Annotated in this window: 22 protein-coding genes; 2 read left to right on the forward strand and 20 right to left on the reverse strand. The window is 36.2% G+C overall.

Annotation, left to right across the window (positions count from 1 at the left end; all coding sequences use genetic code 11):
* Window positions 1-11: 11 nt before the first annotated feature.
* From RGT18_RS07475 to RGT18_RS07525, 11 genes are all read right to left on the reverse strand, one after another.
* Complete coding sequence (locus RGT18_RS07475) at window positions 12-2,183, reverse strand: penicillin-binding protein (protein WP_028077506.1); 2,172 nt, start codon at window positions 2,181-2,183, stop codon at window positions 12-14.
* 1 nt (window position 2,184) lies between these two features.
* Entirely contained in the window at window positions 2,185-2,511 is a 327-nt protein-coding gene (locus tag RGT18_RS07480; RefSeq protein ID WP_006525638.1) for a hypothetical protein, read from the reverse strand.
* Between the two features lie 4 nt (window positions 2,512-2,515).
* Window positions 2,516-3,451: a 16S rRNA (cytosine(1402)-N(4))-methyltransferase RsmH gene (gene rsmH / locus RGT18_RS07485; protein WP_028077505.1), complete on the reverse strand. Its 936-nt coding sequence runs from the start codon at window positions 3,449-3,451 to the stop codon at window positions 2,516-2,518.
* Window positions 3,448-3,915, reverse strand: coding sequence for a division/cell wall cluster transcriptional repressor MraZ (gene mraZ, locus RGT18_RS07490; RefSeq protein WP_051240890.1), 468 nt, complete (start codon window positions 3,913-3,915; stop codon window positions 3,448-3,450). The genes rsmH and mraZ overlap by 4 nt, the downstream gene beginning before the upstream one ends.
* 146 nt (window positions 3,916-4,061) lie before the next feature.
* Window positions 4,062-4,622, reverse strand: coding sequence for a GNAT family N-acetyltransferase (locus RGT18_RS07495; RefSeq protein ID WP_028077503.1), 561 nt, complete (start codon window positions 4,620-4,622; stop codon window positions 4,062-4,064).
* Between the two features lie 9 nt (window positions 4,623-4,631).
* Window positions 4,632-6,797 carry a replication restart helicase PriA gene (gene priA, locus RGT18_RS07500; protein ID WP_028077502.1) on the reverse strand — a complete coding sequence of 722 codons (2,166 nt, stop codon included), beginning with the start codon at window positions 6,795-6,797 and terminating at the stop codon, window positions 4,632-4,634.
* 79 nt (window positions 6,798-6,876) lie between these two features.
* Window positions 6,877-7,626, reverse strand: a complete 750-nt coding sequence (locus tag RGT18_RS07505) for an ABC transporter ATP-binding protein (protein WP_028077501.1) — start codon at window positions 7,624-7,626, stop codon at window positions 6,877-6,879.
* On the reverse strand, window positions 7,614-8,399 hold the full coding sequence (locus RGT18_RS07510) for an ATP-binding cassette domain-containing protein (protein ID WP_037403420.1): 786 nt from the start codon (window positions 8,397-8,399) through the stop codon (window positions 7,614-7,616). The genes RGT18_RS07505 and RGT18_RS07510 overlap by 13 nt, the downstream gene beginning before the upstream one ends.
* The gene (locus RGT18_RS07515) at window positions 8,396-9,910 is read right to left on the reverse strand and encodes an ABC transporter substrate-binding protein (RefSeq protein WP_028077500.1); all 1,515 of its coding nucleotides are present in this window, start codon (window positions 9,908-9,910) and stop codon (window positions 8,396-8,398) included. Before RGT18_RS07515 ends, RGT18_RS07510 begins: the two co-directional genes overlap by 4 nt.
* Window positions 9,894-10,709, reverse strand: a complete 816-nt coding sequence (locus RGT18_RS07520; protein ID WP_028077499.1) for an ABC transporter permease — start codon at window positions 10,707-10,709, stop codon at window positions 9,894-9,896. The genes RGT18_RS07515 and RGT18_RS07520 overlap by 17 nt, the downstream gene beginning before the upstream one ends.
* Complete coding sequence (locus tag RGT18_RS07525) at window positions 10,699-11,640, reverse strand: ABC transporter permease (RefSeq protein ID WP_028077498.1); 942 nt, start codon at window positions 11,638-11,640, stop codon at window positions 10,699-10,701. Before RGT18_RS07525 ends, RGT18_RS07520 begins: the two co-directional genes overlap by 11 nt.
* Window positions 11,641-11,860: 220 nt before the next feature.
* On the opposite strand from RGT18_RS07525, the gene ppc reads away from it, so the two are divergent.
* On the forward strand, window positions 11,861-14,557 hold the full coding sequence (gene ppc, locus RGT18_RS07530) for a phosphoenolpyruvate carboxylase (RefSeq protein ID WP_037403418.1): 2,697 nt from the start codon (window positions 11,861-11,863) through the stop codon (window positions 14,555-14,557).
* 9 nt (window positions 14,558-14,566) lie between these two features.
* The gene (locus tag RGT18_RS07535; protein ID WP_028077496.1) at window positions 14,567-15,085 is read left to right on the forward strand and encodes a nitroreductase family protein; all 519 of its coding nucleotides are present in this window, start codon (window positions 14,567-14,569) and stop codon (window positions 15,083-15,085) included.
* A gap of 41 nt (window positions 15,086-15,126) precedes the next feature.
* On the opposite strand, the gene RGT18_RS07540 is transcribed toward RGT18_RS07535, so the two are convergent.
* The 9 genes from RGT18_RS07540 to RGT18_RS13100 all read right to left on the reverse strand — a co-directional run bounded on the left by RGT18_RS07540 (window position 15,127) and on the right by RGT18_RS13100 (window position 21,482).
* Window positions 15,127-15,465: a hypothetical protein gene (locus RGT18_RS07540; protein ID WP_006525650.1), complete on the reverse strand. Its 339-nt coding sequence runs from the start codon at window positions 15,463-15,465 to the stop codon at window positions 15,127-15,129.
* 157 nt (window positions 15,466-15,622) lie between these two features.
* On the reverse strand, window positions 15,623-16,654 hold the full coding sequence (locus tag RGT18_RS07545; RefSeq protein WP_338175817.1) for an SIR2 family NAD-dependent protein deacylase: 1,032 nt from the start codon (window positions 16,652-16,654) through the stop codon (window positions 15,623-15,625).
* Entirely contained in the window at window positions 16,605-17,411 is an 807-nt protein-coding gene (locus RGT18_RS07550; RefSeq protein ID WP_028077494.1) for a protein-ADP-ribose hydrolase, read from the reverse strand. The genes RGT18_RS07545 and RGT18_RS07550 overlap by 50 nt, the downstream gene beginning before the upstream one ends.
* 45 nt (window positions 17,412-17,456) lie before the next feature.
* On the reverse strand, window positions 17,457-17,897 hold the full coding sequence (locus RGT18_RS07555; RefSeq protein ID WP_028077493.1) for an Rrf2 family transcriptional regulator: 441 nt from the start codon (window positions 17,895-17,897) through the stop codon (window positions 17,457-17,459).
* 57 nt (window positions 17,898-17,954) lie between these two features.
* Window positions 17,955-18,728: a nuclear transport factor 2 family protein gene (locus tag RGT18_RS07560; RefSeq protein WP_028077492.1), complete on the reverse strand. Its 774-nt coding sequence runs from the start codon at window positions 18,726-18,728 to the stop codon at window positions 17,955-17,957.
* Window positions 18,729-18,920: 192 nt separating this feature from the next.
* On the reverse strand, window positions 18,921-20,012 hold the full coding sequence (locus tag RGT18_RS07565) for a DUF2871 family protein (protein ID WP_028077491.1): 1,092 nt from the start codon (window positions 20,010-20,012) through the stop codon (window positions 18,921-18,923).
* Window positions 19,999-20,583, reverse strand: coding sequence for a TetR/AcrR family transcriptional regulator (locus RGT18_RS07570; protein ID WP_051240889.1), 585 nt, complete (start codon window positions 20,581-20,583; stop codon window positions 19,999-20,001). Before RGT18_RS07570 ends, RGT18_RS07565 begins: the two co-directional genes overlap by 14 nt.
* Window positions 20,584-20,736: 153 nt before the next feature.
* On the reverse strand, window positions 20,737-21,063 hold the full coding sequence (locus RGT18_RS07575; protein ID WP_211220277.1) for a GNAT family N-acetyltransferase: 327 nt from the start codon (window positions 21,061-21,063) through the stop codon (window positions 20,737-20,739).
* Window positions 21,064-21,248: 185 nt separating this feature from the next.
* The gene (locus tag RGT18_RS13100) at window positions 21,249-21,482 is read right to left on the reverse strand and encodes a hypothetical protein (protein ID WP_420917769.1); all 234 of its coding nucleotides are present in this window, start codon (window positions 21,480-21,482) and stop codon (window positions 21,249-21,251) included.
* Window positions 21,483-21,738: the final 256 nt, after the last annotated feature.

Here is a 21,738-nt window from a genome sequence, read left to right on the forward strand (position 1 = left end):
TTTACTCCTGACTACCCACCAAAGTGGATCGATATAGCTGTTCCCTTTTCAATGTATGAACCTGGCGGTATATCTTGTGAAGTTACAACAGATGTTTCATCACCTGTGATGGTAACATCCAATCCTGTTGCTTGCCAGAATCCAGCCACATCTTGTCTACTCCATCCGAGCATATTCGGAATGTAAATCGTATTGGCATTGGTAACTAAGAATACCTTTTGTCCAGTCGTTACTGAATGACCAGCTTGTGGATATTGACGAATAACAGTATTTCCATCACCTAAGTTATACAGTTCTGTTCCATACGAAGAAAGAGTATTTTGTACATAACTTAAACTATGGTTGATGAGGGATGGCATCTCATATACAGAAACAGTTTCTGCTGTATTTTCTGGTGTCTCAGCTACCTGCTGTGCAAAGCCATATTGCATCGTAATACGACGTAGTAAGTTTACCTGTGGTTGTTGGTTAACTGGAGCACTTGAATCAATTTGGAATGCATAGTAAACCAGAATCTGTGGGTTATCTGCAGGTAAGGCACCCATAAAGGAATAGATATACTTACCAGATTGATAACTACCATCAACCGCTAATTCAGTCGTACCTGTCTTACCCATGACTTTACATTCTGGGATACGATAGCCACGACCTGTACCCTTATCATCATTTACAACACGATAGAGAATACTCTGCAACTGTTTTGCGGTATCACTTGTAATTGGATGGCCTACTACAGTCTTATTTGCTTTATAGATATATTTCGAATTATCATATCCATCACGAATAGAATCCACGAAATATGGTTTTACCATTGTACCATCAGAGAATACAGCACTATACGCCTGCATCAACTGTAACATTGTAACCGTAGAGCCCTGGCCAAAGGATAAGGAAAGCTTATCCGATGGATAGGTAAAGTTTAATGTTCCAGTTGCTTCTGGTAAACCATCTGTATCCACATCTTTGAAGAAACCAAACTTTCTTAAATACTCTAGGTTAGTATCTGGCGTTATCACTTCATTTTGAACGGTACCTGCTACAGAGTTTAGCGAGTAGATAAGACCTGTGTCAAAATCAACAGAACCGTATTGATAATGATATGCATTGTAAACACAGCCTAAGCTATTATCTGCCGATGCGCGAATTGGATTGTTCTGGCTATCTGTTCCATAGCAGTAAGAATTACCATTTGTTAATTCGGAGCCACTGTACTTACCTTCATTGATAGCTGCAGCCCAAGTAAATGTCTTTAAAGTAGAACCTGGTTCATAAGGAAGCTGTGCACCTGTATTTGTATAATCTGTAATCTCCCGAATATTTGGGTCGAAGGAATTAGATTGACCCCAAGCTAAGATCTTACCAGTCTTAATCTCCATGACACCACCCCAAACATTATCTGCACCAAATTGGCTTTGTGTCATACTCATGGATTGTTCGAGCGTCTGCTGAATGGAGGTATCTAGTGTTAGATAAACGTCATCACCATTTACAGCGCTGACCACTTCATCCTTCATTCCAGGTAAACGATAACCATCTTTGTCTGTCTGGTATGTACGTGTACCATTTGTACCAGATAGATAAGAGTTTAGGTAAAGCTCTAATCCCATCTGGCCAGTTGTAATACCATGATCATCTTGTTGTGCATAACCAATTAAGTTCGATGCGAATTGCCCATTTGGATAGATACGCTTAATGGAATCAGTAAATTCAATACCCGGTAACTTGTAAGATTCAATAAGTTCCTTGGTTGCTTGTGATAAACGACGACCACCAATGCCTAACTCTGTTTGATAGATATCTTGAGAAAGGTATCCCATAATTTTGTCATAATCAATTCTCAATATCTCTGATAGAACCTTTGCGGTACCCTCTTTATCTTTAACATATGCAATCTGGCCTTCAACGGATTGACGAGCAGAAGATAAAACACAAACGATATCGTATGTACGATTATCCTGTGCAATCACCTGACCATTTCTATCATATATAAACCCACGTAAAGCTAATGTAGTGTCTGTAACCGTATTGGCAGAATCTGCATAAATACTCAAATCTGTTCCGGAACGTAAATGTACCTTCCCAATGGTTACGAAAAAAACATTAGAAGCAATCAGCATCATTGCTGCTAATGTCACAATCAATATTCGGCGTACTTCGTTACGGTATTTCTTTCTTTTTGCCATTCTAATCTCCAGTTGTCTTGCTAGATCCACCTGTGATAGTGACAATATTCTCCTGTTTCTTACTTAGACCGTTGCTTGCCGCAATTTCATCAACGCGGTTATTTGATCCTAAGTTCAAGATTTCTACCTTTAGTGCATCATTCTGCGTACCTAATGTTACGATATCAGCTTCCATTTGTTGTGTCTGAGCACTTAAGGCATTGTTATAAGTTCTTAAGAATATGGAACTAGCCAAGTAAAGTGTAGCAGAAATCATGAACATCCATATAGAAAAATTTAAAAAAGCTGTATTTTTTTTCCGTTTTTTTCTTTTAACAATCTTGGCCATATCCTTATTCTCCTTTTTTCTCTATTACACGTAGCTTTGCACTGTGAGAGCGATGATTCTCGTCTAACTCCTCATCAGTAGCTGTGATTGGTTTTTTTGTGATTAAGTTATAATCGGCTTGTTTGATATCTGATGCCTTAACCGGAATACGCGGGTCAATGTAAGGTGCTGATGAATATTCTTTGAATACATTTTTGACCATCCGATCTTCCAAAGAATGGAATGTGATAATTGCACATCTACCATTTGGCTTTAATATGCTCAGCGCTTCTTCCAATCCTTTTTGTAGTGCTCCAAGCTCATCGTTTACTTCAATACGTAATGCTTGGAATGTTTGTTTTGCAGGATGTCCTTTTTGACGTAACACCTTGTCAGGTAATGCTGACTTGATTACATCCACCAATTGAAATGTCGTCTCAATTGGTTGGATTGCTCGTTGCTTTTCAATTGCTCTTGCAATTGACTTTGTAAATTTTTCTTCTCCATACTCGCGTAAGATACGGCAGAGTTCTTCGAAGGAATATGTATTCACAATTTGATATGCATCTAATTCTTGCTCTTGATTCATACGCATATCTAAACGTGCATCATATCGATAACTAAATCCTCTCGTTGGATCATCAAACTGCGGAGAACTAACTCCTAAGTCCATCATGATTCCATTCACTTCATAAATCCCTCTTTTTGCAAGTTCTTCCTTCATAGATCGAAAGTCATTGTGAATCATCGTGATATAAGACAACACATCTTTCAAGTTCTCTGTAGATTCCGCAATCGCTTGACTATCTTTATCAAATGCGTATAGATGACCACTCTTTAATTTGGAAATGAGATAACCAGAATGTCCACCGCGTCCCAATGTTCCGTCCACATAGATGCCGTCTTCTTTTACATTGAGTGAATCTACTGTTTCTTTTAATAAGACTGATGTGTGCCTCATGCTTGTAATAACTCCGTTAAGTCTTCTGCAAAGTCTTCTAATTCACCCATAGATTCTTCGTTGTATTGTTCAAATACTTTCTCTGGCCAAATTTCAAAGTGATCAGAAGCGCCTACGATGACACAGGCCTTTTCAAATCCTCTATCAGAGATTTGAAATTGAGGTAATAAGATTCTGCCTTGATTATCCACACCACATTCATCCGACTTTCCTAAAATACTACGTACGAAAGCACGGGCTTTTTTATTTGTGATTGGTAACTTATTTAGCTTTGACACCAACTCGTTCCATTCATTTTCCGCAAATGCAGCTAAGCATCCATCCATCCACTCAGTTACGTAAATCTTTGTTGTTAACTGGTCTCTGTATTTCGACGGAATAATCAGTCTGTTTTTCGAATCTAGATTGTGTCTGTATTCACCTGTGAACATCATCATCTGAATATTCCCTCCACTTTGCTCCATTTCATACCACTATTCTACCACTTTGTTATTATTATACAAGATAAAAAATATAAAAAAAGAAGAAAAATCTCGCTTTCCATCGGCATTTTTTACATTTTTGCCATAACGTGATTTTTCTTCTAATTTCTATCTATTTTCCAAGCGATTTATCGAGAAAAATACTCTTCTCGAAGAATCCCCATGGTCAAAACATCATAAAACTGACCATGGTGGTAGGAAGCAGCTCTTCTTCTACCCTCTAATACAAAGCCAACCTTCTCATACATCTTGATTGCATTTTCATTATATGAGAATACATTTAACTCTACTTTATGAGCATTCAATTCTTCAAAACAGATACGAATTGCTTTACGCATCGCTTCTGTACCATAGCCCTTACCTTGATGCTCTGGTCCTACTAGGATACCAATTGTCGCAATCATCTCAGGCATCGATAGATTGAAAGCTGTAATATGCCCTACTACTTCACCCTGTTTATTTTCTATCGTTAAACCAAAGCCAGTTCTCGCTTGGTTTGATGACCAACTATGAAATAGCGAAGAATTCTCTTCGGTAAATGTAGGAACAATTCTTGAACGATTCCCTAGTAGCATTGTCTCTTCGTTCCACCACTTTGCTAAAATTGCTTCATCTTCAGCCGTCGTACCTCTGAGTGTAATTTTTTCACCACATAATAGTTCTTTACGATATTGTAATAAATCTTTCATATAACTCCTTTAATCTAAATACATCGGATTGATATCAATCCGTAACCCTGTTACATCTATCTTTGTCGTAGATAAAAACCTTGCAACAGAGTGTCTCATCGAATCTAAATCCTTCCCCTTTAACAAAATTCGATAGCGATATAAATCTTGTATCTTTAACAACGAAATAATACCAATCGTTTTAAAGTTACCCACGATTTCATCCTTGATTGCCATTGCTTGATTCATCACCACATCATCCTTGCGGCCTTGGATCGTTAAGGCAATCAAGTAAGTATATGGTGGATATTGTCCTGCATGGCGAAACTTCATCTCGTTGCGGAAAAATGCTTCGTAGTCTTGCCTTGCAGCACACTGCACCGCATAGTGGCTTGGATCAAATACTTGATATACAACTTCACCCACTGTATCAGCTCTGCCACTTCTTCCACCTGCCTGCATCAATAAATCAAAGGTCATCTCACAACTACGGAAGTCCGTACGTTGTAAACCCTCATCCCCATTGATGACACCAACCAGTGTAACGTGTGGATAATCTAATCCCTTGGCTATCATCTGTGTACCCAATAAGATATCTGCTTCATGATTACCGAAAGCTTGTAATATCTTTTGATGCGCATTCTTTCTACCTGTTGTATCCGCATCCATACGCAATACCTTCGCATTAGGAAATAATGCATGTACTTCCGCTTCTAGTTTCTCTGTGCCAAAACCCATTGTGGTAAAACCCGTACGGTTATGACAATGTGGGCATTCCTTTGGCACGGTGATCTCTGTACCGCAAGTATGACATTTTAAGCGATTCACATCACGATGATAACTCATCGCAATATCACAATGTGGACATTTCACAACCTCTTGGCAAGACTTGCAGCGAAGCTGAGTGACATAACCACGGCGATTTAACAATAGAATACTCTGCTCATTTTTTTCTAATCGCTCTTGTATCTTCATGCGTAATTCGTCTGTAATAATATAGTTACCATTCTTCTTAATGCTATCCTTGATTGATACAAGTTGAATATTTGGTCGGCTTTGATTGATACGTTCATTCATCTTTACCAAGTGATATACATTTTTTAGAGCACGTGCATAACTTTCAAGTGCTGGTGTTGCTGAGCCAAGTATCACTTTACAGTGATGATAATGGCCTCTCCAGATAGCCACATCACGACAATGATATGTTGGCTGGTTTTCTTGTTTATAAGAATTATCATGTTCTTCATCCATGACAATCAAACCTAAATTCTGAAAGGGCAAAAATACCGCACTTCTTGTGCCAACGACAATAGATGCTTTACCAGTCTTTACCTTGCGGTACTGCTCATACTTCTCTTGGTCGCTTAGTCCACTATGATAGATTGCTAATGCATGTCCAAAGCGAGAAGAAACACGATTAATCATTTGTGGGGTCAAACTGATTTCAGGCACTAAAATCAATACCTGTTTATGTTGTAAAAGTGCTTGTGCAGCCAGTTGTAAATATACCTCTGTCTTACCAGAACCAGTGATACCATGTAGAAGATACACTTCGTCCTGACTATTGTTAATTTCATCCATTGCAGACTGTTGTAATGGTGTTAACTGTAATGCAGATTCAATATTGATATTTACATCATCTGCTGCTTCTCTTTCTTTTTCTTCTAAGAGAATTGCATTTTTCTCAATGAGTGCACGCGCTTGCCCTGGATATATTTTACGTAAAGCTGTATATGTCAATGGTTGATGCTCACGTGCGTAAAGATAGGCTTCTAATTGCTTAGGTGTTAAACTAACTTCTTCGTTCGTCAGTTTAACCCATTTCTCTTTCACAATTTTTTTATTATTCGTAGTTGGTTTCAGCTTCGATGGTAACATCGTCTGAAAACAAGATATTGTTGTCGATAAAGTATTTTCTTTAAGCCACATCGCTAAGTCATGCAATTCATCTGTAATTAAACTCTCAGAGTCTTTAACATCTTGAATAAAGCGCAATTTAAAACCAAATCGTCTTTCAATCTCTTCCTTTGTTTCATCCGTATCTTGGATACTTTCTACAAAACCAACAACACTACGATTTAAAAGTGGAATCGTTACACGGCTACCCACTTCAATATCTTCATCGTCATATAAGTATGTAAAAGTCTGATCCAACCTACGTACAGGATGTTCTAACCAACATTGCACAATCTTCATAGTCTCTCCAATTTCTTACTCTATTCTACTATAAAATGAAAATTCCACGGTAAAAGTTTAGATAAAAAAACAGCAGTGACTATTCTGCTGTTTCAAGTTTCATGATATGTCGTAATAACTCTTTTGTGTATGGATGTTGTGGGTTTTGCATCACATCCTTTGTTCTACCCTCTTCTACAACCCTGCCATCCTTCATAATCATCACACGATCACAGAGATTACTAACTAACGGTAAATCGTGGGACACAAAAATTGCTGAGATATGATGCTGATGACATAGATGTGTTAATAGACTGCAAATCCTCTCTTGTGTGATAACATCCAATGCACTTGTGATTTCATCACACAACAATACCTTTGGATCACACGCAAGTGCACGTGCAATCGCTGCACGCTGACATTCTCCTCCAGACATCTCATAGGGATACTTTTTTGCAAAGGAAGTATCCAACCCGACCTCCTGTAATAAGAACCGATTTTCTAAAGCACTAGGATTTAAATGTTTCCGTATCTCATTCAAACTTTGTTCTATCGTATACTGCTTATCAAAAGAAGCACGTGCATCTTGAAATATCATCTGCAGATTGCGAAAGCGACTACGATCTTTTGTATCAAGCGATTTACCAAATAATGTCACTTGCCCTTCATCTGGTTGAATTATCCCCGATAGTAATCGCAAGATTGTACTTTTCCCACTACCACTTTCACCAATGATACCAAGTATCTCCCCTTCATCAAGATGAAGAGAAACGTGATCAACTGCTAATACTTGCTGCTTCTTATCACGGAACCTTTTAACGATATTCTCTGCTTGTATTAATCGTTCCATAAATCCTCCGTCTTCGGTAAAGCAGCTAATAATTGTTTTGTATATGCATGCATAGGATTTTCAATTAAAGTCTTTGTTTCTTGTACTTCTACAATATCACCTTGGTACATTACCGCAATACGATCACATAGCTGCACAGCTAGCGCAATGTTATGCGTAATCACTACCATCGTCATACCATTTTCTTCTTTCAATCGCTTTAACTGTCGAATCATTTCATATGCACTTTTTACATCCAATGCACTCGTTGGCTCATCACATAAAAGTAAATTTGGATCATTCATTAGTGCAAGCGATACAGCTACACGCTGTGCCATACCAATTGATAACGCAAATGGATAACCATTGAAAATACGTTCAGGATTTTTTAATTCGAACTGTTGAAATAACTCATATGCTTTTTGACGAGTCTCTTCTTTGCTTAGTCTTCCCCTTGTTGTCTCGTAAAACTGAGAAGATATCTTTCTTGTAGGAACAAGTGTAAAGTTACTGTTCTGAAAAATCGTCGCCATTTCACCTTGAAATAACCGTCGATATTCTCTCTGATTGATATCCAAAAGATTTTGATTAGAGTACAAGATTTCCCCTGCATCAATTTTAAGAGCTGGTTCTAATTGAAGAATACAATTTAATAAGCTTGTCTTTCCACTACCACTTTGTCCAACAATACCAATCACTTCTGTTGGGTACACAGAAAGTGAAACATCATGTAACACTTCTGTATTGCTATATCCAGCAGTAATATTTTTTAGTTCTAAAATTGGTTGTCTCATGATTGCAGTTCTAAATCAACTGTAATTTGGTAGTAGTCCGTAACGTGAGGGGTAAAATTCTTCAATTCTTTTCTTGTTGCGAAAATCAAGTTATTAAATCCAATGTACGTAATGCTATAACTTGACAACAATATTTCTTCAATCTGCTTAACAATTTTATTACGTTCCTTTGTATCGTAGGAATTATTCAACTGTTTTAACAACACCTGCATTGCATGGTTATCATACCCAGAGTAATTCACAGAGCCGCCTTCGGATAATAACGCGTTTAAGTAGTATGCAGGATCTCCTGTAGGCATTGTTACCATAGAATAGAAACCTAAATCATATTCTTTATTTGCTAGATACTTCGTGCCTTCATGTAATTGAAGTTCGGAGTGAATACCAATCTTCTTAAGTGCAGACTGTAATTCAGTCGCAATTGCTTCTTGCGATAGACGTTTGTAGTAAGCGATTGTAAGAGAGATGTTTTGACCATCCTTTTCTACATACCCATCACCATCTGTATCTACATAGCCTAGAGATTCTAAAATTTGCTTGGCTTCAGCTTCGTTATAAGAAGTTACATTAGAACTTGGTAATGCATACTCAGAATCACTTGTAAATGGTCCATCTGTAGCAGTCATTGTACCATCCAGCAAGTACTTTGCAATTGATTCTTTATCAATTGCTTTCGCAATTGCTTTGCGTAGTGATGTATCTGAAAGAGTCTCTGTATTCATATAGAGAGAATATACACGGCTAGATGGAATCATATGAATATCAAATTCATCAGTATCCTTTAACTGCTTGATTCCCTCAGGATTCATTTCTGTATATGCATCTAATTCATGATTTTTGAGTGCTAGAATTGCAGTTTCTTTCTCAAGCATCTTCGTAACTGTAATCTCATCTAATTTCGGCGTTCCATTCCAATAGTTTGCATTTGGCTCAAGGACAATTTCTTGATCAGCTATAAATGACTTCACCTTATATGGACCAGTACCGATAGGCATCGTAGCCTTATCTTCCTTTGAAGCTAGATTTAACATCGTAAACATCGGATCACTTAAATCAGATAATAATGTTGCGCGTGGTTCTACAGTCTTAATTGTGATTGTATGACCATCGATTTCATATTCAGCACCCTTTAAAAAGTTAGCTCTTGCATTTTCTTGTGCAATATGATGTAGATTATCCACTACACTTTTAGCATCCATTGTTGTGCCATCTGAGAATTTAATATTCTCACGTAGTGTTAACTTCCATGTCTTCGTATCAATATTTTCTGCGTTCGATACGAGCCATGGTTTGATTTCCATATTATCTTCTACTTTAAATAAGGTTTCCCCAATACCGTATCGAATGGTGAACCATCCATTCCACTCTAAAGCAGAATCTAAAGATGCAGTGAACTGTTCTGTACCAATGCGGATAGTACGTTTTACAGTTTCATCTGTTTTTTGTGTTGGTGTACATGCAGACAACACTAACGTCATAGCCACAAATAATGCTTTAATCAATCGTTTCATACCGTTTCCCCTCCTGATTATGAAAAGTCTTCGCAAATTGATTTATCAAAAATACAGTGATGAAGATAAACAAACATGGAAATAAAGAAATCCATGGTGCGGATGTTAAATATTGTCTTCCTTCACTGATCATAGAGCCCCATTCTGGCGTTGGAACTTTTACTCCAATGCCTAAAAAGCTAAGTCCTGCAAGAGACAATAACATATTCGCAAAGTTTAAGGTCAATGTCACTATCATTACGTTTCGAATATTCGGTAGAATATGTTTCAATAGTATTTCGATATCACTTAATCCTGCAAATTTTGCAGCTGTTACGTATAATTCTGATTTCTCTTTGAGTGTAGCAGATCTTGCCAAGCGAGCAAACAACATCCAATCGCTAATTGCTAATGCAATCATCGCATTATGTAAGCCACCTCCTAGTATTCCCGCAATCGCTATCGCAATTAACATTTGTGGAAATGCTAGGAACAAATCACAAATAGCCATGAGCACTTCATCCAAAAAACCACCCATATAACCACTAATCATGCCGATAAAGATACCAAAGCCTCCAGCAACTACTACGATTACTATCGTAGATAGAATACTAATTTTCGCAGCTGCGATTGTTCGTACAAATACATCTCTTCCAAAAGCATCTGTCCCAAAAAAGTGATGAATACTAGGTGCTTGTAAACGAATAGCTAGATTTGATTCTAAAATCATCTTTGGTAACATTAATTCCATCACAACACTGCATAATAATAAACCTGCAAGCATGATAATCATCATCCACTGTTTACGATTAAGCTTCATGACTATCACCACCTAACCGTATCCGTGGGTCAAATATTCCATAGAATACATCTGCCACTAAATTAATCATGACATACGCAAGCACAAGCCACACTACAACACCCTGAATAATTGGGATATCTTTACTAATGACCGCATCTATCAATAGTTTGCCAAGTCCTGGCCAATTAAAAATGGTTTCAATTAGTGCAACACCACTTAAAAGACTTCCAAAAGAAACAGCAGTTAAAGTAATCACTTCAACCATTGCACTACGCAAAACAGTATGGAACAGAATTGAAACTGTACCAATTCCTCTGGCGCGTAAGCCTCTGATGTAGTCTTTCTCTAATTCACGACTAGCAATCTTTTGAATCTGTTTGATATATCGAAATGACATACCAAGCATGATGGTTAAACTAGGCATAATAACACCTGTATTACCCTTTGGTAATACACTAAAGATATGGAACACGGAAGTAAATAAATACAACAACAATAGCCCAATTATAAAGGTGGGAATCGATATCCCTACCTGTGTTATCGCATCAATCAACTTTGAAAGTCTTGATTGCTTGCGGTATGCACAATAGATTCCAAGTGGCAAAGAAATTACCAGTGTTAATACCATACTGTTAATCGCAATCGATATTGTATATGGTGCAGCTTTCATAAGCTTTTCAAAAACGGGACGACCATCCTGATAAGAAGTACCTAGATCTCCTTTCAAGAAAGAAACCCACCAGTTTTGATATTGGATAAAAAATGGTTCATCCAAGTGATGTTCATGACGGAACTGTTCTAACATCTCTTCAGTTGCCGGAGTCCCTGCTTGGTGGAAATGCATATGTGCAGGATCACTTGGTGAAAGATAAATTAAACTAAATGTGATAAGCGTAACTCCTATGACAATAGGAATTGTACGCAATAAACGCTTGATAAAATATTTCATTGTAAATTCCTTTGCATAGTTGAATATATCTTCAACTAATATCTACAGAAACAAAATACATTAGCACTATCGCTAATGTATCACTTTTGCCTGTATTTTAGCTACATAAATGCTGTTTCATGCACAACAAATGGTATGGGAATTCATTGCTTTCGTCAAGTCATATCACCATTCAATGGGAATAATGCTATAATTCTATCGTTATAAAGGAGGTATCATCATGTTACCGAAGCTAGAAAACAGTAATAATATCACTGCTATTGAAGAAGAAATTCAAATACTCAAGAATCTTTTAAATACCGCAACGCAGAATATGATTCCTTCTGATAAATTTCATCTTATTGATGAACTCTCAAATTTATCCGCAAATCATGAATACGATAAGTTAACAAATTTGATTACTTCATTATCCAATGAAGATTTAGATATTATCTCTAGATACTTCTCTGTTCTACCTTTATTAATCAATATCACAGAAGACGTAGACCTTGCTTATCAAGTTAACTTACAAAATAACATTGACCAAGATTACTTAGGTAAGATCTCCACTCAGATGAATATTATCTCAAAGAGTAAACATGCTAAGGAAATCTTAGAAAACTTGAATGTAGTACCAGTACTAACGGCACACCCTACACAAGTACAACGTAAATCAATGTTGGATCTAACAAATGAAATCCATCATTTATTACGTAAAGACCGTGACTGTAAAAAAGGATCCATCAATAAACGTAAGTGGAATGATAACCTTCACCGTTTAATTGAACTGATTATGGAAACGGATATGATCCGTGAAAAGAAGTTAAAAGTGAAAAATGAAATCCGTAATGTGACTGACTATTACAACACTTCTTTGATTCCAGCTATCACAGCTTTAACTGCACAATACCGTAAAGAAGCCGCAAAACACGGTATCGATGTCAGTGCTGCCACCCCTATTACTATGGGTATGTGGATTGGTGGTGACCGTGATGGAAATCCATTTGTTACCGCTGAAACATTAAAAATCTCTGCTACTACACAAGCAGAAGTTATCTTGAATTATTACATCCGCAAGATTGAGGAAATGTATTTCTACTATGCAGTTTCATCTAGCATCTCTCACGTCTCTCTAGATGTTGAAAAGATGGCTTCTCTTTCAAGCGATACTTCTGTCTACCGTGAGAAAGAACCATATCGTAAAGCGTTTCACTATATACTAGAAAGACTACAAAATACATATCGCAATTTTACGCAGAGTACAAATTATGAAGTATGTTATGAAACAGTAGAACAGTTCCAGAATGATTTACTCACGATTAAAAAGTCTCTTATCGAAAATAATGATGCGATTCTAACAACCGGCAGTTTTAATGAAGTGTTACAGGCTACAGAAATCTTTGGCTTCTATCTTGCAAGTATAGATATGCGTCAAGACTCAAGTGTCTTAGAAGCGTGTGTTGCAGAGTTATTGAAGTCTGCAAATATCGAACAAGACTACAGTAGTCTTGACGAAGAAAAGAAGTGTGCCTTATTACTGGAACTATTAAACAATGACCCACGTATCTTATCAGCAACACACGCACCAAAATCAGAATTATTATCCAAGGAACTTGCGATTTTCCAAACCGCAAGAGAGCTTAAGGATCGCATGGGTGAGAATGTAATTCGTCAACATATCATCTCTCACTCCGAAAGTATCTCTGATATGCTCGAATTAGCGACCCTACTCAAGGAAGTTGGATTAGTTGATAACGAACATAGTCGTATGCAGATTGTTCCACTCTTCGAAACAATTGAAGACTTACAAAACGCAAATGAAATCATGCGTACATACTTAAATATTCCTCTTGTCAGAAAATGGTTGAATGATCAAAAGTTCTATCAGGAGATTATGCTTGGATACTCTGATTCCAATAAAGATGGAGGATATCTGTCCTCTGGTTGGTATTTATACAAGGCACAGCGTGAACTATCTGCCATCGGTGATGAATGTGGTGTAAAGATTACCTTCTTCCATGGTCGTGGTGGAACAGTTGGCCGTGGTGGTGGACCATCCTACGATGCGATTACTTCTCAACCATTCGGTTCTATTAAAGACCGTATACGTCTAACCGAGCAAGGAGAAGTCATCGGTAATAAGTATGGTAACCGAGACTCAGCATACTACAATCTAGAAATGTTGATTTCCTCTACTTTAAACCGCATGGTTAATCCAATGGTATTAAGTAAAGAAACATTGAGTGAATACTACACGATCATGGATCCAATCGTAGAAAATTCAACTGTAATCTATCGTGATTTAGTATTCAATAATCCACATTTCTATCCATATTTCTTTGCGGCAAGTCCAATCAAAGAAATATCCAGTTTAAATATTGGCTCACGGCCAGCAGCACGTAAAACAATTACAGATATCAACGGCTTACGTGCAATCCCATGGGTATTCTCCTGGTCACAGAATCGAATCATGTTGCCAGGATGGTATGGTATTGGCTCAGCCATGCAACAATATATCGACCAAAACCCAGAAAAAAACCTAGCAAAATTACAGCAGATGTATCAGACATGGCCATTCTTTAAATCATTACTAGAGAATGCAGATATGGTGCTATCTAAGTCAAATATGGATATTGCAAAACAGTATAGCAATCTTTGTAAAGATGAAGAAACCCGCTCTGTATTCGATCGTATTGAAGCTGAGTGGCAGCTTACAAAGAAAGTCTTACTACAGATTGAAAAACATACTGAACTCATTCAAGACTTACCTGCATTAAGAGGAAGCTTAGATTATCGTCTTCCTTACTTCGATATTCTAAATTACATTCAGATTGAGCTGATTAAACGTATCCGCCAAGGACAATACACAGAAGAGCTTGAAAAGACAATCCACGTTACCATCAACGGTATCGCAACCGGATTAAGAAACTCTGGATAAGGAGGATTCATGAACTTTACTACATTGGCGAAAGAACGGCATTCTTGCCGTAAAATTTCTTCAAGACCTATTGAAGCAGAAAAGTTAGAAGCTATTAAACAAGCAGCCATCGCTGCACCTACTGCTCATAACTTTCAACCACTAAAAGTCTGGTTGATTCAATCACCAGAAGCACTAGAAAAAATCAAATCCGTAACACAGCAAAAATTCCTACATACATCCCCTACGTGCTTCATCGTTGGTAGTGACGCAAGCAAAGGATGGGTACGTGAAGAAGATTCTATGAGCTTTGCGGATGTAGACGCAAGTATTGTTGCGACACACATCATGCTTGCAATCCAAGATGAAGGGCTAGCAACAACTTGGATTGGAAATTTTTCACCAGAGAAGATCAAAGAAGTATTCCCAATGATGAAATCTTATAACTTGATTGCCATCTTCCCTGTTGGATATGCTGAAGAAGACGCAAAACCATCACACTTACATACTACACGTAAGAGCGGAGAAGAATTTATTGAAACACTATAAAGAAGAATAGAGAGATGATTATGTTCATCTCTCTATTGTTTTTATCCTACTTCAGTCATTACTTTTCCAATATAGTAAATTCCATATACCAAACCACTTACAATTACTAGGCGGAATAACGCAGATAAGGCTACTGTAAAATATCCCCGTTTGTCATTGGTATCCAGTGGAATACATAGTAGTATTGCAAGTATCTTCATGATAATACTTGTGGTTACAATATATGCACCAAATCGGAAAATAAAGCCAACCATTAGAAATCCAAATTCAACACTACATAAACCCAATGCAAAACCTAGCACAAAACATATCACTAAAATGATATCAATCGCAATGGATGCCCATAAACTTAGTTTTATATAATTCTCTTTTGTGTTCATTTAACTTACCTATCCACTACCAAAGTAGTCCTACTAATTGTCAATCGAAAAGTCTTTAATAGCAATTTCATCTTAGCATAAGAAGTGAATTTGTGAATATGTTTTATACCAATGATTGCTTATAGACTAAGTACTCCCATGAATTTACAAAATAAAGTTATACACCTTTGCTCTCTAATTCTTGTAGAACTTCAAAGATATCTCCATCAACACAGATACTACGTTCCACAATTTCCTTAGGACAATATGATTCTTGATAGTTTAGACATGCATATACAGCATTTGAATTCTCATACACCATTTGCCAAAAAGGATATTTGATGATAATGGGAGTATTCCCACCTACTTCAAGTTCTAGATATAAAACATGTTTATTCTTATATTTCTCTAAAAACGCTGCGTATGCCGCAGATGCTTTATGCCATCCTTCATCTTCCACAAAGTTCTGATCTGCGCGTAAATTCATTTCCATATCCGATACATCATCCATACATTTTGGAATCAAAGCAGTAGGTATCTCCATACGTATATTATGATTATTAGGTACTTGGAAGATACCATGTTCATCCCTTACAAAACCCTGTGCTACCATTGCCTGCATAACCCATTCTTCATTATCATATGTCTTTTGATTTTTTTGATTAACACTTTGGAATAAGCCATAATCTCCTTGTGTATAGAATATCCGTTTCTTGTCAAAACCACTTTTTTGAAACATGTGGTCTACATTTGTTGTAATTACAAAGTACTCCTTCTCTTGAATGAGTCCTAATAGTTTTTGATATACCGATTTAGGTGGATTTACATAGCGATTAAAATAAATATGTCTTGCCCACCATGCCCAATAGATTTCCATTTTTGGAAATGGATAGAATCCACCTGAATACATATCTTGGATACCATAAGTAGCTGCAAAATCAAAGAAGTATTGTCTAAATCGTTTCCCACCATATGTAAAACCTGCAGCCGTAGAAAGTCCAGCACCAGCACCAATAACGATTGCATCAGCAGTTTTTATCGCATTAGCAAGTTGTTCTATTGTTTCTTGATCTAACTTTATACCCTTATACATTTGACCACTAAAATTCCTTACACCGCGTAAACCATTTTGTATTGTTGTTTGGTACCCGTTTGGCAAACTACGATAAGAGTTGTTTGTAGATTGCTTTGTCATCATTTTTAAAAACATTAAATATCACCCTTTCCATTTTATCAGGATTACATTCCAGCCATTTTTCTACTGTCTTTACAGCCAGTTCTGCTGCCCGCTGATTTGGGAAACGAAATATACCTGTAGAAATACAACAGAATGCTACTGTTTTGAGATGATATTCTGCACACATCTCTAATACATTCCAATAACAGTCCATCAACTGTTTCTCTAATGTACTATTTAATTCATTTTCTATAATTGGACCTACCACATGAATCACTTTCTTTGCAGGTAGGTTATATGCATCTGTAATCATTGGTACTGCTGTTGGTTGTTCATAGTCATTACCGTATTGCTTTCTTAACGCTTGCATCAATTGATTACATTCTTCTCTTAACTGTACGCCAGCATAGCTATGAATACAGTTATCAATACATGTATGCATAGGAATAAAACAACCTAGCATTTGAGAATTAGCCGCATTGACAATCGCATCAACTGCAAGTCTAGTAATATCACCTTGCCAAATAGATATGCCATGTTTTATTTCGTTAATCGAATCAATCTGAACAATTCCATTTTCTTCGATACATTCTTTTAAATATGCATTCTGAACTTCTAGTACATCATCTGACATCTGCTTTGGCATACGAATATTCATTAAAGAACGCAAGATACGCTTCTTCTCTTCTATATTATTTGGGACGCGAATGTACTTATAATCTTTTGAATCCTCTTTAAATTTATCTACCAGATATGATAGTCGCTTTTCTTGTAGTTCACTTTTTATCATTGTCACACCTCCAATTGTTTTAAAAAGATTCCGAATCATCGGAATCTAATTTTGCTTTTGTAAAAGATCTTTCAACTCTGTTTTAAGATCAGCGAGAGTATATTTCTTCATCTCATTTTCCATCACAGTTTGAATCGAATATAACTTCTGATCTAATAAAGTATGAATATTTCTTCCGACTGAACAGTTAGGATTCGGACTTTCATGGAAATGGAATAGTTCTCCATTTTCTAAAGGTTCAATTGCGAGATACACATCACAAAAACTAATTTCATTAAGTGGTCTAGTGGTATCTACTCCACCAGTTCCTCTTGCAACGGTAACTAATCCAGCATTTTTAAGTTGTGTCAAAATATTTCGAATAATAACAGGATTCACATTTATACTCTGCGAAAGAAAATCACTAGTGAGTTTATGTGTACCTTTAAATGTCTCTACACAGGCAAATATATGTAATGCGATTGTAAAACGGCTAGATATCTGCATTTCAATTTCCTCCCGCCATCATTCTATTACTTTTTTGTTGTAAGTTAAACTATTACATTAGAACTTGCCATTTTGGTTCTGCCATGTTTCCTTTTCAGCAATTGTTTCCATTACATCCCAATGTTCCGCAATCTTACCGTTTTCAACTCTAAATAGATCGTAGAAAGAAGTTGGCTTACCAGCAAAAGTTCCTTCAGATACAGCAAGAACATAATTACCCTGTGCAAGTACTTGATAAGTTGTATTATAAATCATCTGAATTCCTTGTTTTGCAAGAGTTTCAAGTGCAGCACCCAATCCAGATACACCATCTGCAATTGCAGTATTATGCTGAATATATGCATCGCCATTAAAATAGGATAATGTATTTTCTGGTGCCTTATTCTGTAATACATCATAAATGAAATTACTTACAAGTTTACGATTCTCTTCTGTTTTCTCTAAATCCTCAAGGTTATCATATCCGTCAATCTGTGAGTGTCCTGATGGATTCACAGAAGCCTTTGTAGCAAGATTGTCCCAGTGTTCAGCAATTTTTCCTTCTTTATCAAAACGGAAAATATCAAACGCCACCTGTTTACCCATACCAGCAAAGTTATACACAGTTTGCAAGAACACCTTATCACCATCTTCAAATGCTCTGATATTTTCAACTGTTGTCTTTACTGGTGCAGATGCTAGATATTCTACTGCTTCTACAAATGCACCGGATCCAGTACCATACGCTAGATTATGCTGAATATAATCCTCTGCTAATAATTCCTTTGCCTTTTCTGTATTGCCTGTTGTAAATGTGTTGATTAACTCTAATGCCTTTTCGATTTTTGTCATGTTGTTATTCTCCTTTACCTGCTTGTTGTAACATTTATCATTACAACTTGTAAAACTACATTAGCATTGCGCAAATGTAATGTCAAGCATTACAACCAAATTTTTTGAACGTTAAATCCTTGTATTATAAAGAAAAAACTATGCTCTATCTCTTGCTATATTTGAGATATTACATAGCTAACTTCAAATCAATTACTTGGTTTCTATTAATTTTTCAATATTGAATACTTTTACTAAAGTCCAAATTAATCCAACTGATAATAAGATATGTCCTAAACCACTCATTCCATTCAACGCTGACATATTGATGGTATTTCTATTCATGTCTAAAGCTTCAACAATTAGACTCACAATTTCATGAACACCAAGCACAAACATATTTACAACAGTAAACACGAGTCCTGCCTCCATCACATAAATTGGACGCTTCAACTTCTGTAGTTGTTCATCCGACATATTACCTGTCAAAAGATATAAGAGCAACATACCAATAAAGCCAAGTGTTAAGACATGTCCATGAATCTTACCTAAATGTGTTGGCTCGTAATATAAATAGAATTTACTGAACTCACGATAGAAAACACCAGTAAGCAATCCCATAATTAGGTTTGTAAACGCAAGCCCTAGTAGATTGATTCGCTCAAAAGTACAAATATAATACTTATATCCAAATACAACTATCAATAAATATGCAACTGTCTTAGGCATCATAAGTGCGCCAACGATTGGATATGTATCACTCCATAATACGACTGGAATATAGAATAGAAAGCTAAGAAGAATCAAAATCCACATATTAGCCAGTCCTTCTTTCACCCTTTCCTGATATGACCAGTAAATGAGTAAAGCACCCATAATTGCGAAAGGAATATTACGATAAATACCAAACATATAATTTCCTTCTGCTGTGCCCCAGTTATTCATTGGCATCAGAACTAGAATGATTCGTACTAGCGCTAATGCATAGATTATTAACATTTTATTTTTGTCCATATCACCACTTTGTCTACGATAAAAGTAATAATACAGAACATAGAAAACAGTCATAGTGATACTAGTTATAAATTGCCCCCATGACAATACAAAACTATATGTTTCAAAGCCAAAAGGACTAAGATGTGCAACGATTCTTGGAACTAAGTGGAATGCATCCCCCATGCCTAATAAAATTGCCATGATACCAAATAACTTTGCACCTTTTGTTTTTTCTAGCAATAGTCTAACGCCTAAACCAATTACAAGTGATAAATATGTCACATCAAATAAACTCTCAAAGATTGCCATTATCATTTACTCCTTTCATGATCCAATGAATATGCTGGCTAAATTTCTTTTGGAATTCCTGTGAAGACCACTGCTCCTGAAAGTTCCTTTTAATTAGCATGTGTACAACTCCTTGCAGATAATACATTTTTTCTCTTTCAATTGAGTTTTGATCTGTAAAAATTTGAATTTGATTCTGATACTCTTTTTTCCATCTCACATCCAGATTTTCATCCCAGTAAAGATATCTATTCTTATAAATAGGATATGCATTCGGGGCAAAGAGAATATCTGAAATTAACTCACTATACTCCAGCAAAGCTATTTCAAGATTACCTTTTTTCTCATAAAGTAGCTTCATAAATAACTTATGAATATCCGTCACTTCTACATTCAAAACGGTAAAGTATGCATCTTCAAGATCATCAAAGTATTGATAGAAGCTCCCTCTTGCAATTCCTAACTCTTCAACAATCTCCTTGACCGTAACCTCTTGAAATGGTTTTTCTTGAAATATCTTTTTTAAAACAATCAACACTTTTTCTTTCTTATCAGTTTTCAAGTTTTCAAAAGTATCTTTCGCCAAATACATCACCTCCAAAAAATGACACTGTGTCACTTCATAAATTAATTATGAATGACACAGTGTCATTTGTCAAAATATTTACTCTGATTTAAAGATAAATCATTAAATAATCATTGCTTCCTTCTATATACTTTCCTTTTGCTACTAAACGAAAATATCTTATAAAACAAAGCGATATATATTTACTTTTCTTTTACCAACTTGATACATATCACTTGTTTCCGGAATATCCGCGATTTCCAAAAGTGTTCCACCCAGCCTTTCACAAGTTCGCAATGATGCAATGTTATTTGGTTCACATGTAATGATTAAATAGCCTAACTCATGTTCTCTTGCTAACGCAAATAATAGTTTACAAGCTTTTGCAGCGTAATGATGCCCTCTAAAATTCTCGTCAATCTGATATCCGATATTGCCTCCAAGATATGTTTTATCATTATGCCCTACTCTTAAATTACATTCGCCAATTTTCTTACCGTCAAGCAAACAGATATGAAAATGATAAGCAGGAAGCCATTCTTTTCAGGTTGTTCTTCCGTTGTTTGTATTAGACATAAATAGATCTCTTGATCCTTCAGTTTATGCGCTGTAAAAATATTTTCCACGCTTAATTTCACGCACACCTCCATTACATAGACAAACTCGCAAAATGCATTGCAATTCAACGAGAATCAAATCTTTCTCTCAGATAAATATTGCTTGATTTCATCCGCATTCAATTTTCTTACTTGTGTATTTGGATATTCCTTATATTCTTTCACTGAAAAAATAGGGCTCATTTTTTCACAAGATTTCCCTTTATTCTTTTTTAAGTATAAGTGTAGTTCTTCATCGGTTGCGAAAATTTTATAAGAAAGTTTGCCATCTTTATTTTTCAGTTCATAAATGCCGCATGGTTTTTTCATTGTATAATCAGCTGTTCTTAAGTATAATTTTGCAATTTCTAGCGACTTAAATGGAAAATTCCATCTCTGTAATAGTCTGTTCGGATCACGTTCAATACAAATGCATCTACCGCAACTGCCACAAATATATTGCGTATGATTCTCTAAACACTCTAACGGATTTAATAGCGGGTAATTCTACTTTTATCAACATAACATTCAACACACATCTTACAATCACATCCTTTTCGATTCCAATGTATATTGAAATTCTCAA

This window comes from Solobacterium moorei, from assembly GCF_036323475.1.
Taxonomy (GTDB): Bacteria; Bacillota_I; Bacilli_A; order Erysipelotrichales; family Erysipelotrichaceae; genus Bulleidia; species Bulleidia moorei.

What these genes read in the sequence shown, in the direction of transcription:
- RGT18_RS07475 (WP_028077506.1), bottom strand. Translation starts at nt 2,183, where the DNA reads ATGGCAAAAAGAAAGAAATACCGTAACGAAGTACGCCGAATATTGATT.
- RGT18_RS07480 (WP_006525638.1), bottom strand. Translation starts at nt 2,511, where the DNA reads ATGGCCAAGATTGTTAAAAGAAAAAAACGGAAAAAAAATACAGCTTTT.
- rsmH (WP_028077505.1), bottom strand. Translation starts at nt 3,451, where the DNA reads ATGAGGCACACATCAGTCTTATTAAAAGAAACAGTAGATTCACTCAAT.
- mraZ (WP_051240890.1), bottom strand. Translation starts at nt 3,915, where the DNA reads ATGGAGCAAAGTGGAGGGAATATTCAGATGATGATGTTCACAGGTGAA.
- RGT18_RS07495 (WP_028077503.1), bottom strand. Translation starts at nt 4,622, where the DNA reads ATGAAAGATTTATTACAATATCGTAAAGAACTATTATGTGGTGAAAAA.
- priA (WP_028077502.1), bottom strand. Translation starts at nt 6,797, where the DNA reads ATGAAGATTGTGCAATGTTGGTTAGAACATCCTGTACGTAGGTTGGAT.
- RGT18_RS07505 (WP_028077501.1), bottom strand. Translation starts at nt 7,626, where the DNA reads ATGGAACGATTAATACAAGCAGAGAATATCGTTAAAAGGTTCCGTGAT.
- RGT18_RS07510 (WP_037403420.1), bottom strand. Translation starts at nt 8,399, where the DNA reads ATGAGACAACCAATTTTAGAACTAAAAAATATTACTGCTGGATATAGC.
- RGT18_RS07515 (WP_028077500.1), bottom strand. Translation starts at nt 9,910, where the DNA reads ATGAAACGATTGATTAAAGCATTATTTGTGGCTATGACGTTAGTGTTG.
- RGT18_RS07520 (WP_028077499.1), bottom strand. Translation starts at nt 10,709, where the DNA reads ATGAAGCTTAATCGTAAACAGTGGATGATGATTATCATGCTTGCAGGT.
- RGT18_RS07525 (WP_028077498.1), bottom strand. Translation starts at nt 11,640, where the DNA reads ATGAAATATTTTATCAAGCGTTTATTGCGTACAATTCCTATTGTCATA.
- ppc (WP_037403418.1), top strand. Translation starts at nt 11,861, where the DNA reads ATGTTACCGAAGCTAGAAAACAGTAATAATATCACTGCTATTGAAGAA.
- RGT18_RS07535 (WP_028077496.1), top strand. Translation starts at nt 14,567, where the DNA reads ATGAACTTTACTACATTGGCGAAAGAACGGCATTCTTGCCGTAAAATT.
- RGT18_RS07540 (WP_006525650.1), bottom strand. Translation starts at nt 15,465, where the DNA reads ATGAACACAAAAGAGAATTATATAAAACTAAGTTTATGGGCATCCATT.
- RGT18_RS07545 (WP_338175817.1), bottom strand. Translation starts at nt 16,654, where the DNA reads ATGTTTTTAAAAATGATGACAAAGCAATCTACAAACAACTCTTATCGT.
- RGT18_RS07550 (WP_028077494.1), bottom strand. Translation starts at nt 17,411, where the DNA reads ATGATAAAAAGTGAACTACAAGAAAAGCGACTATCATATCTGGTAGAT.
- RGT18_RS07555 (WP_028077493.1), bottom strand. Translation starts at nt 17,897, where the DNA reads ATGCAGATATCTAGCCGTTTTACAATCGCATTACATATATTTGCCTGT.
- RGT18_RS07560 (WP_028077492.1), bottom strand. Translation starts at nt 18,728, where the DNA reads ATGACAAAAATCGAAAAGGCATTAGAGTTAATCAACACATTTACAACA.
- RGT18_RS07565 (WP_028077491.1), bottom strand. Translation starts at nt 20,012, where the DNA reads ATGGCAATCTTTGAGAGTTTATTTGATGTGACATATTTATCACTTGTA.
- RGT18_RS07570 (WP_051240889.1), bottom strand. Translation starts at nt 20,583, where the DNA reads ATGTATTTGGCGAAAGATACTTTTGAAAACTTGAAAACTGATAAGAAA.
- RGT18_RS13100 (WP_420917769.1), bottom strand. Translation starts at nt 21,482, where the DNA reads ATGAAAAAACCATGCGGCATTTATGAACTGAAAAATAAAGATGGCAAA.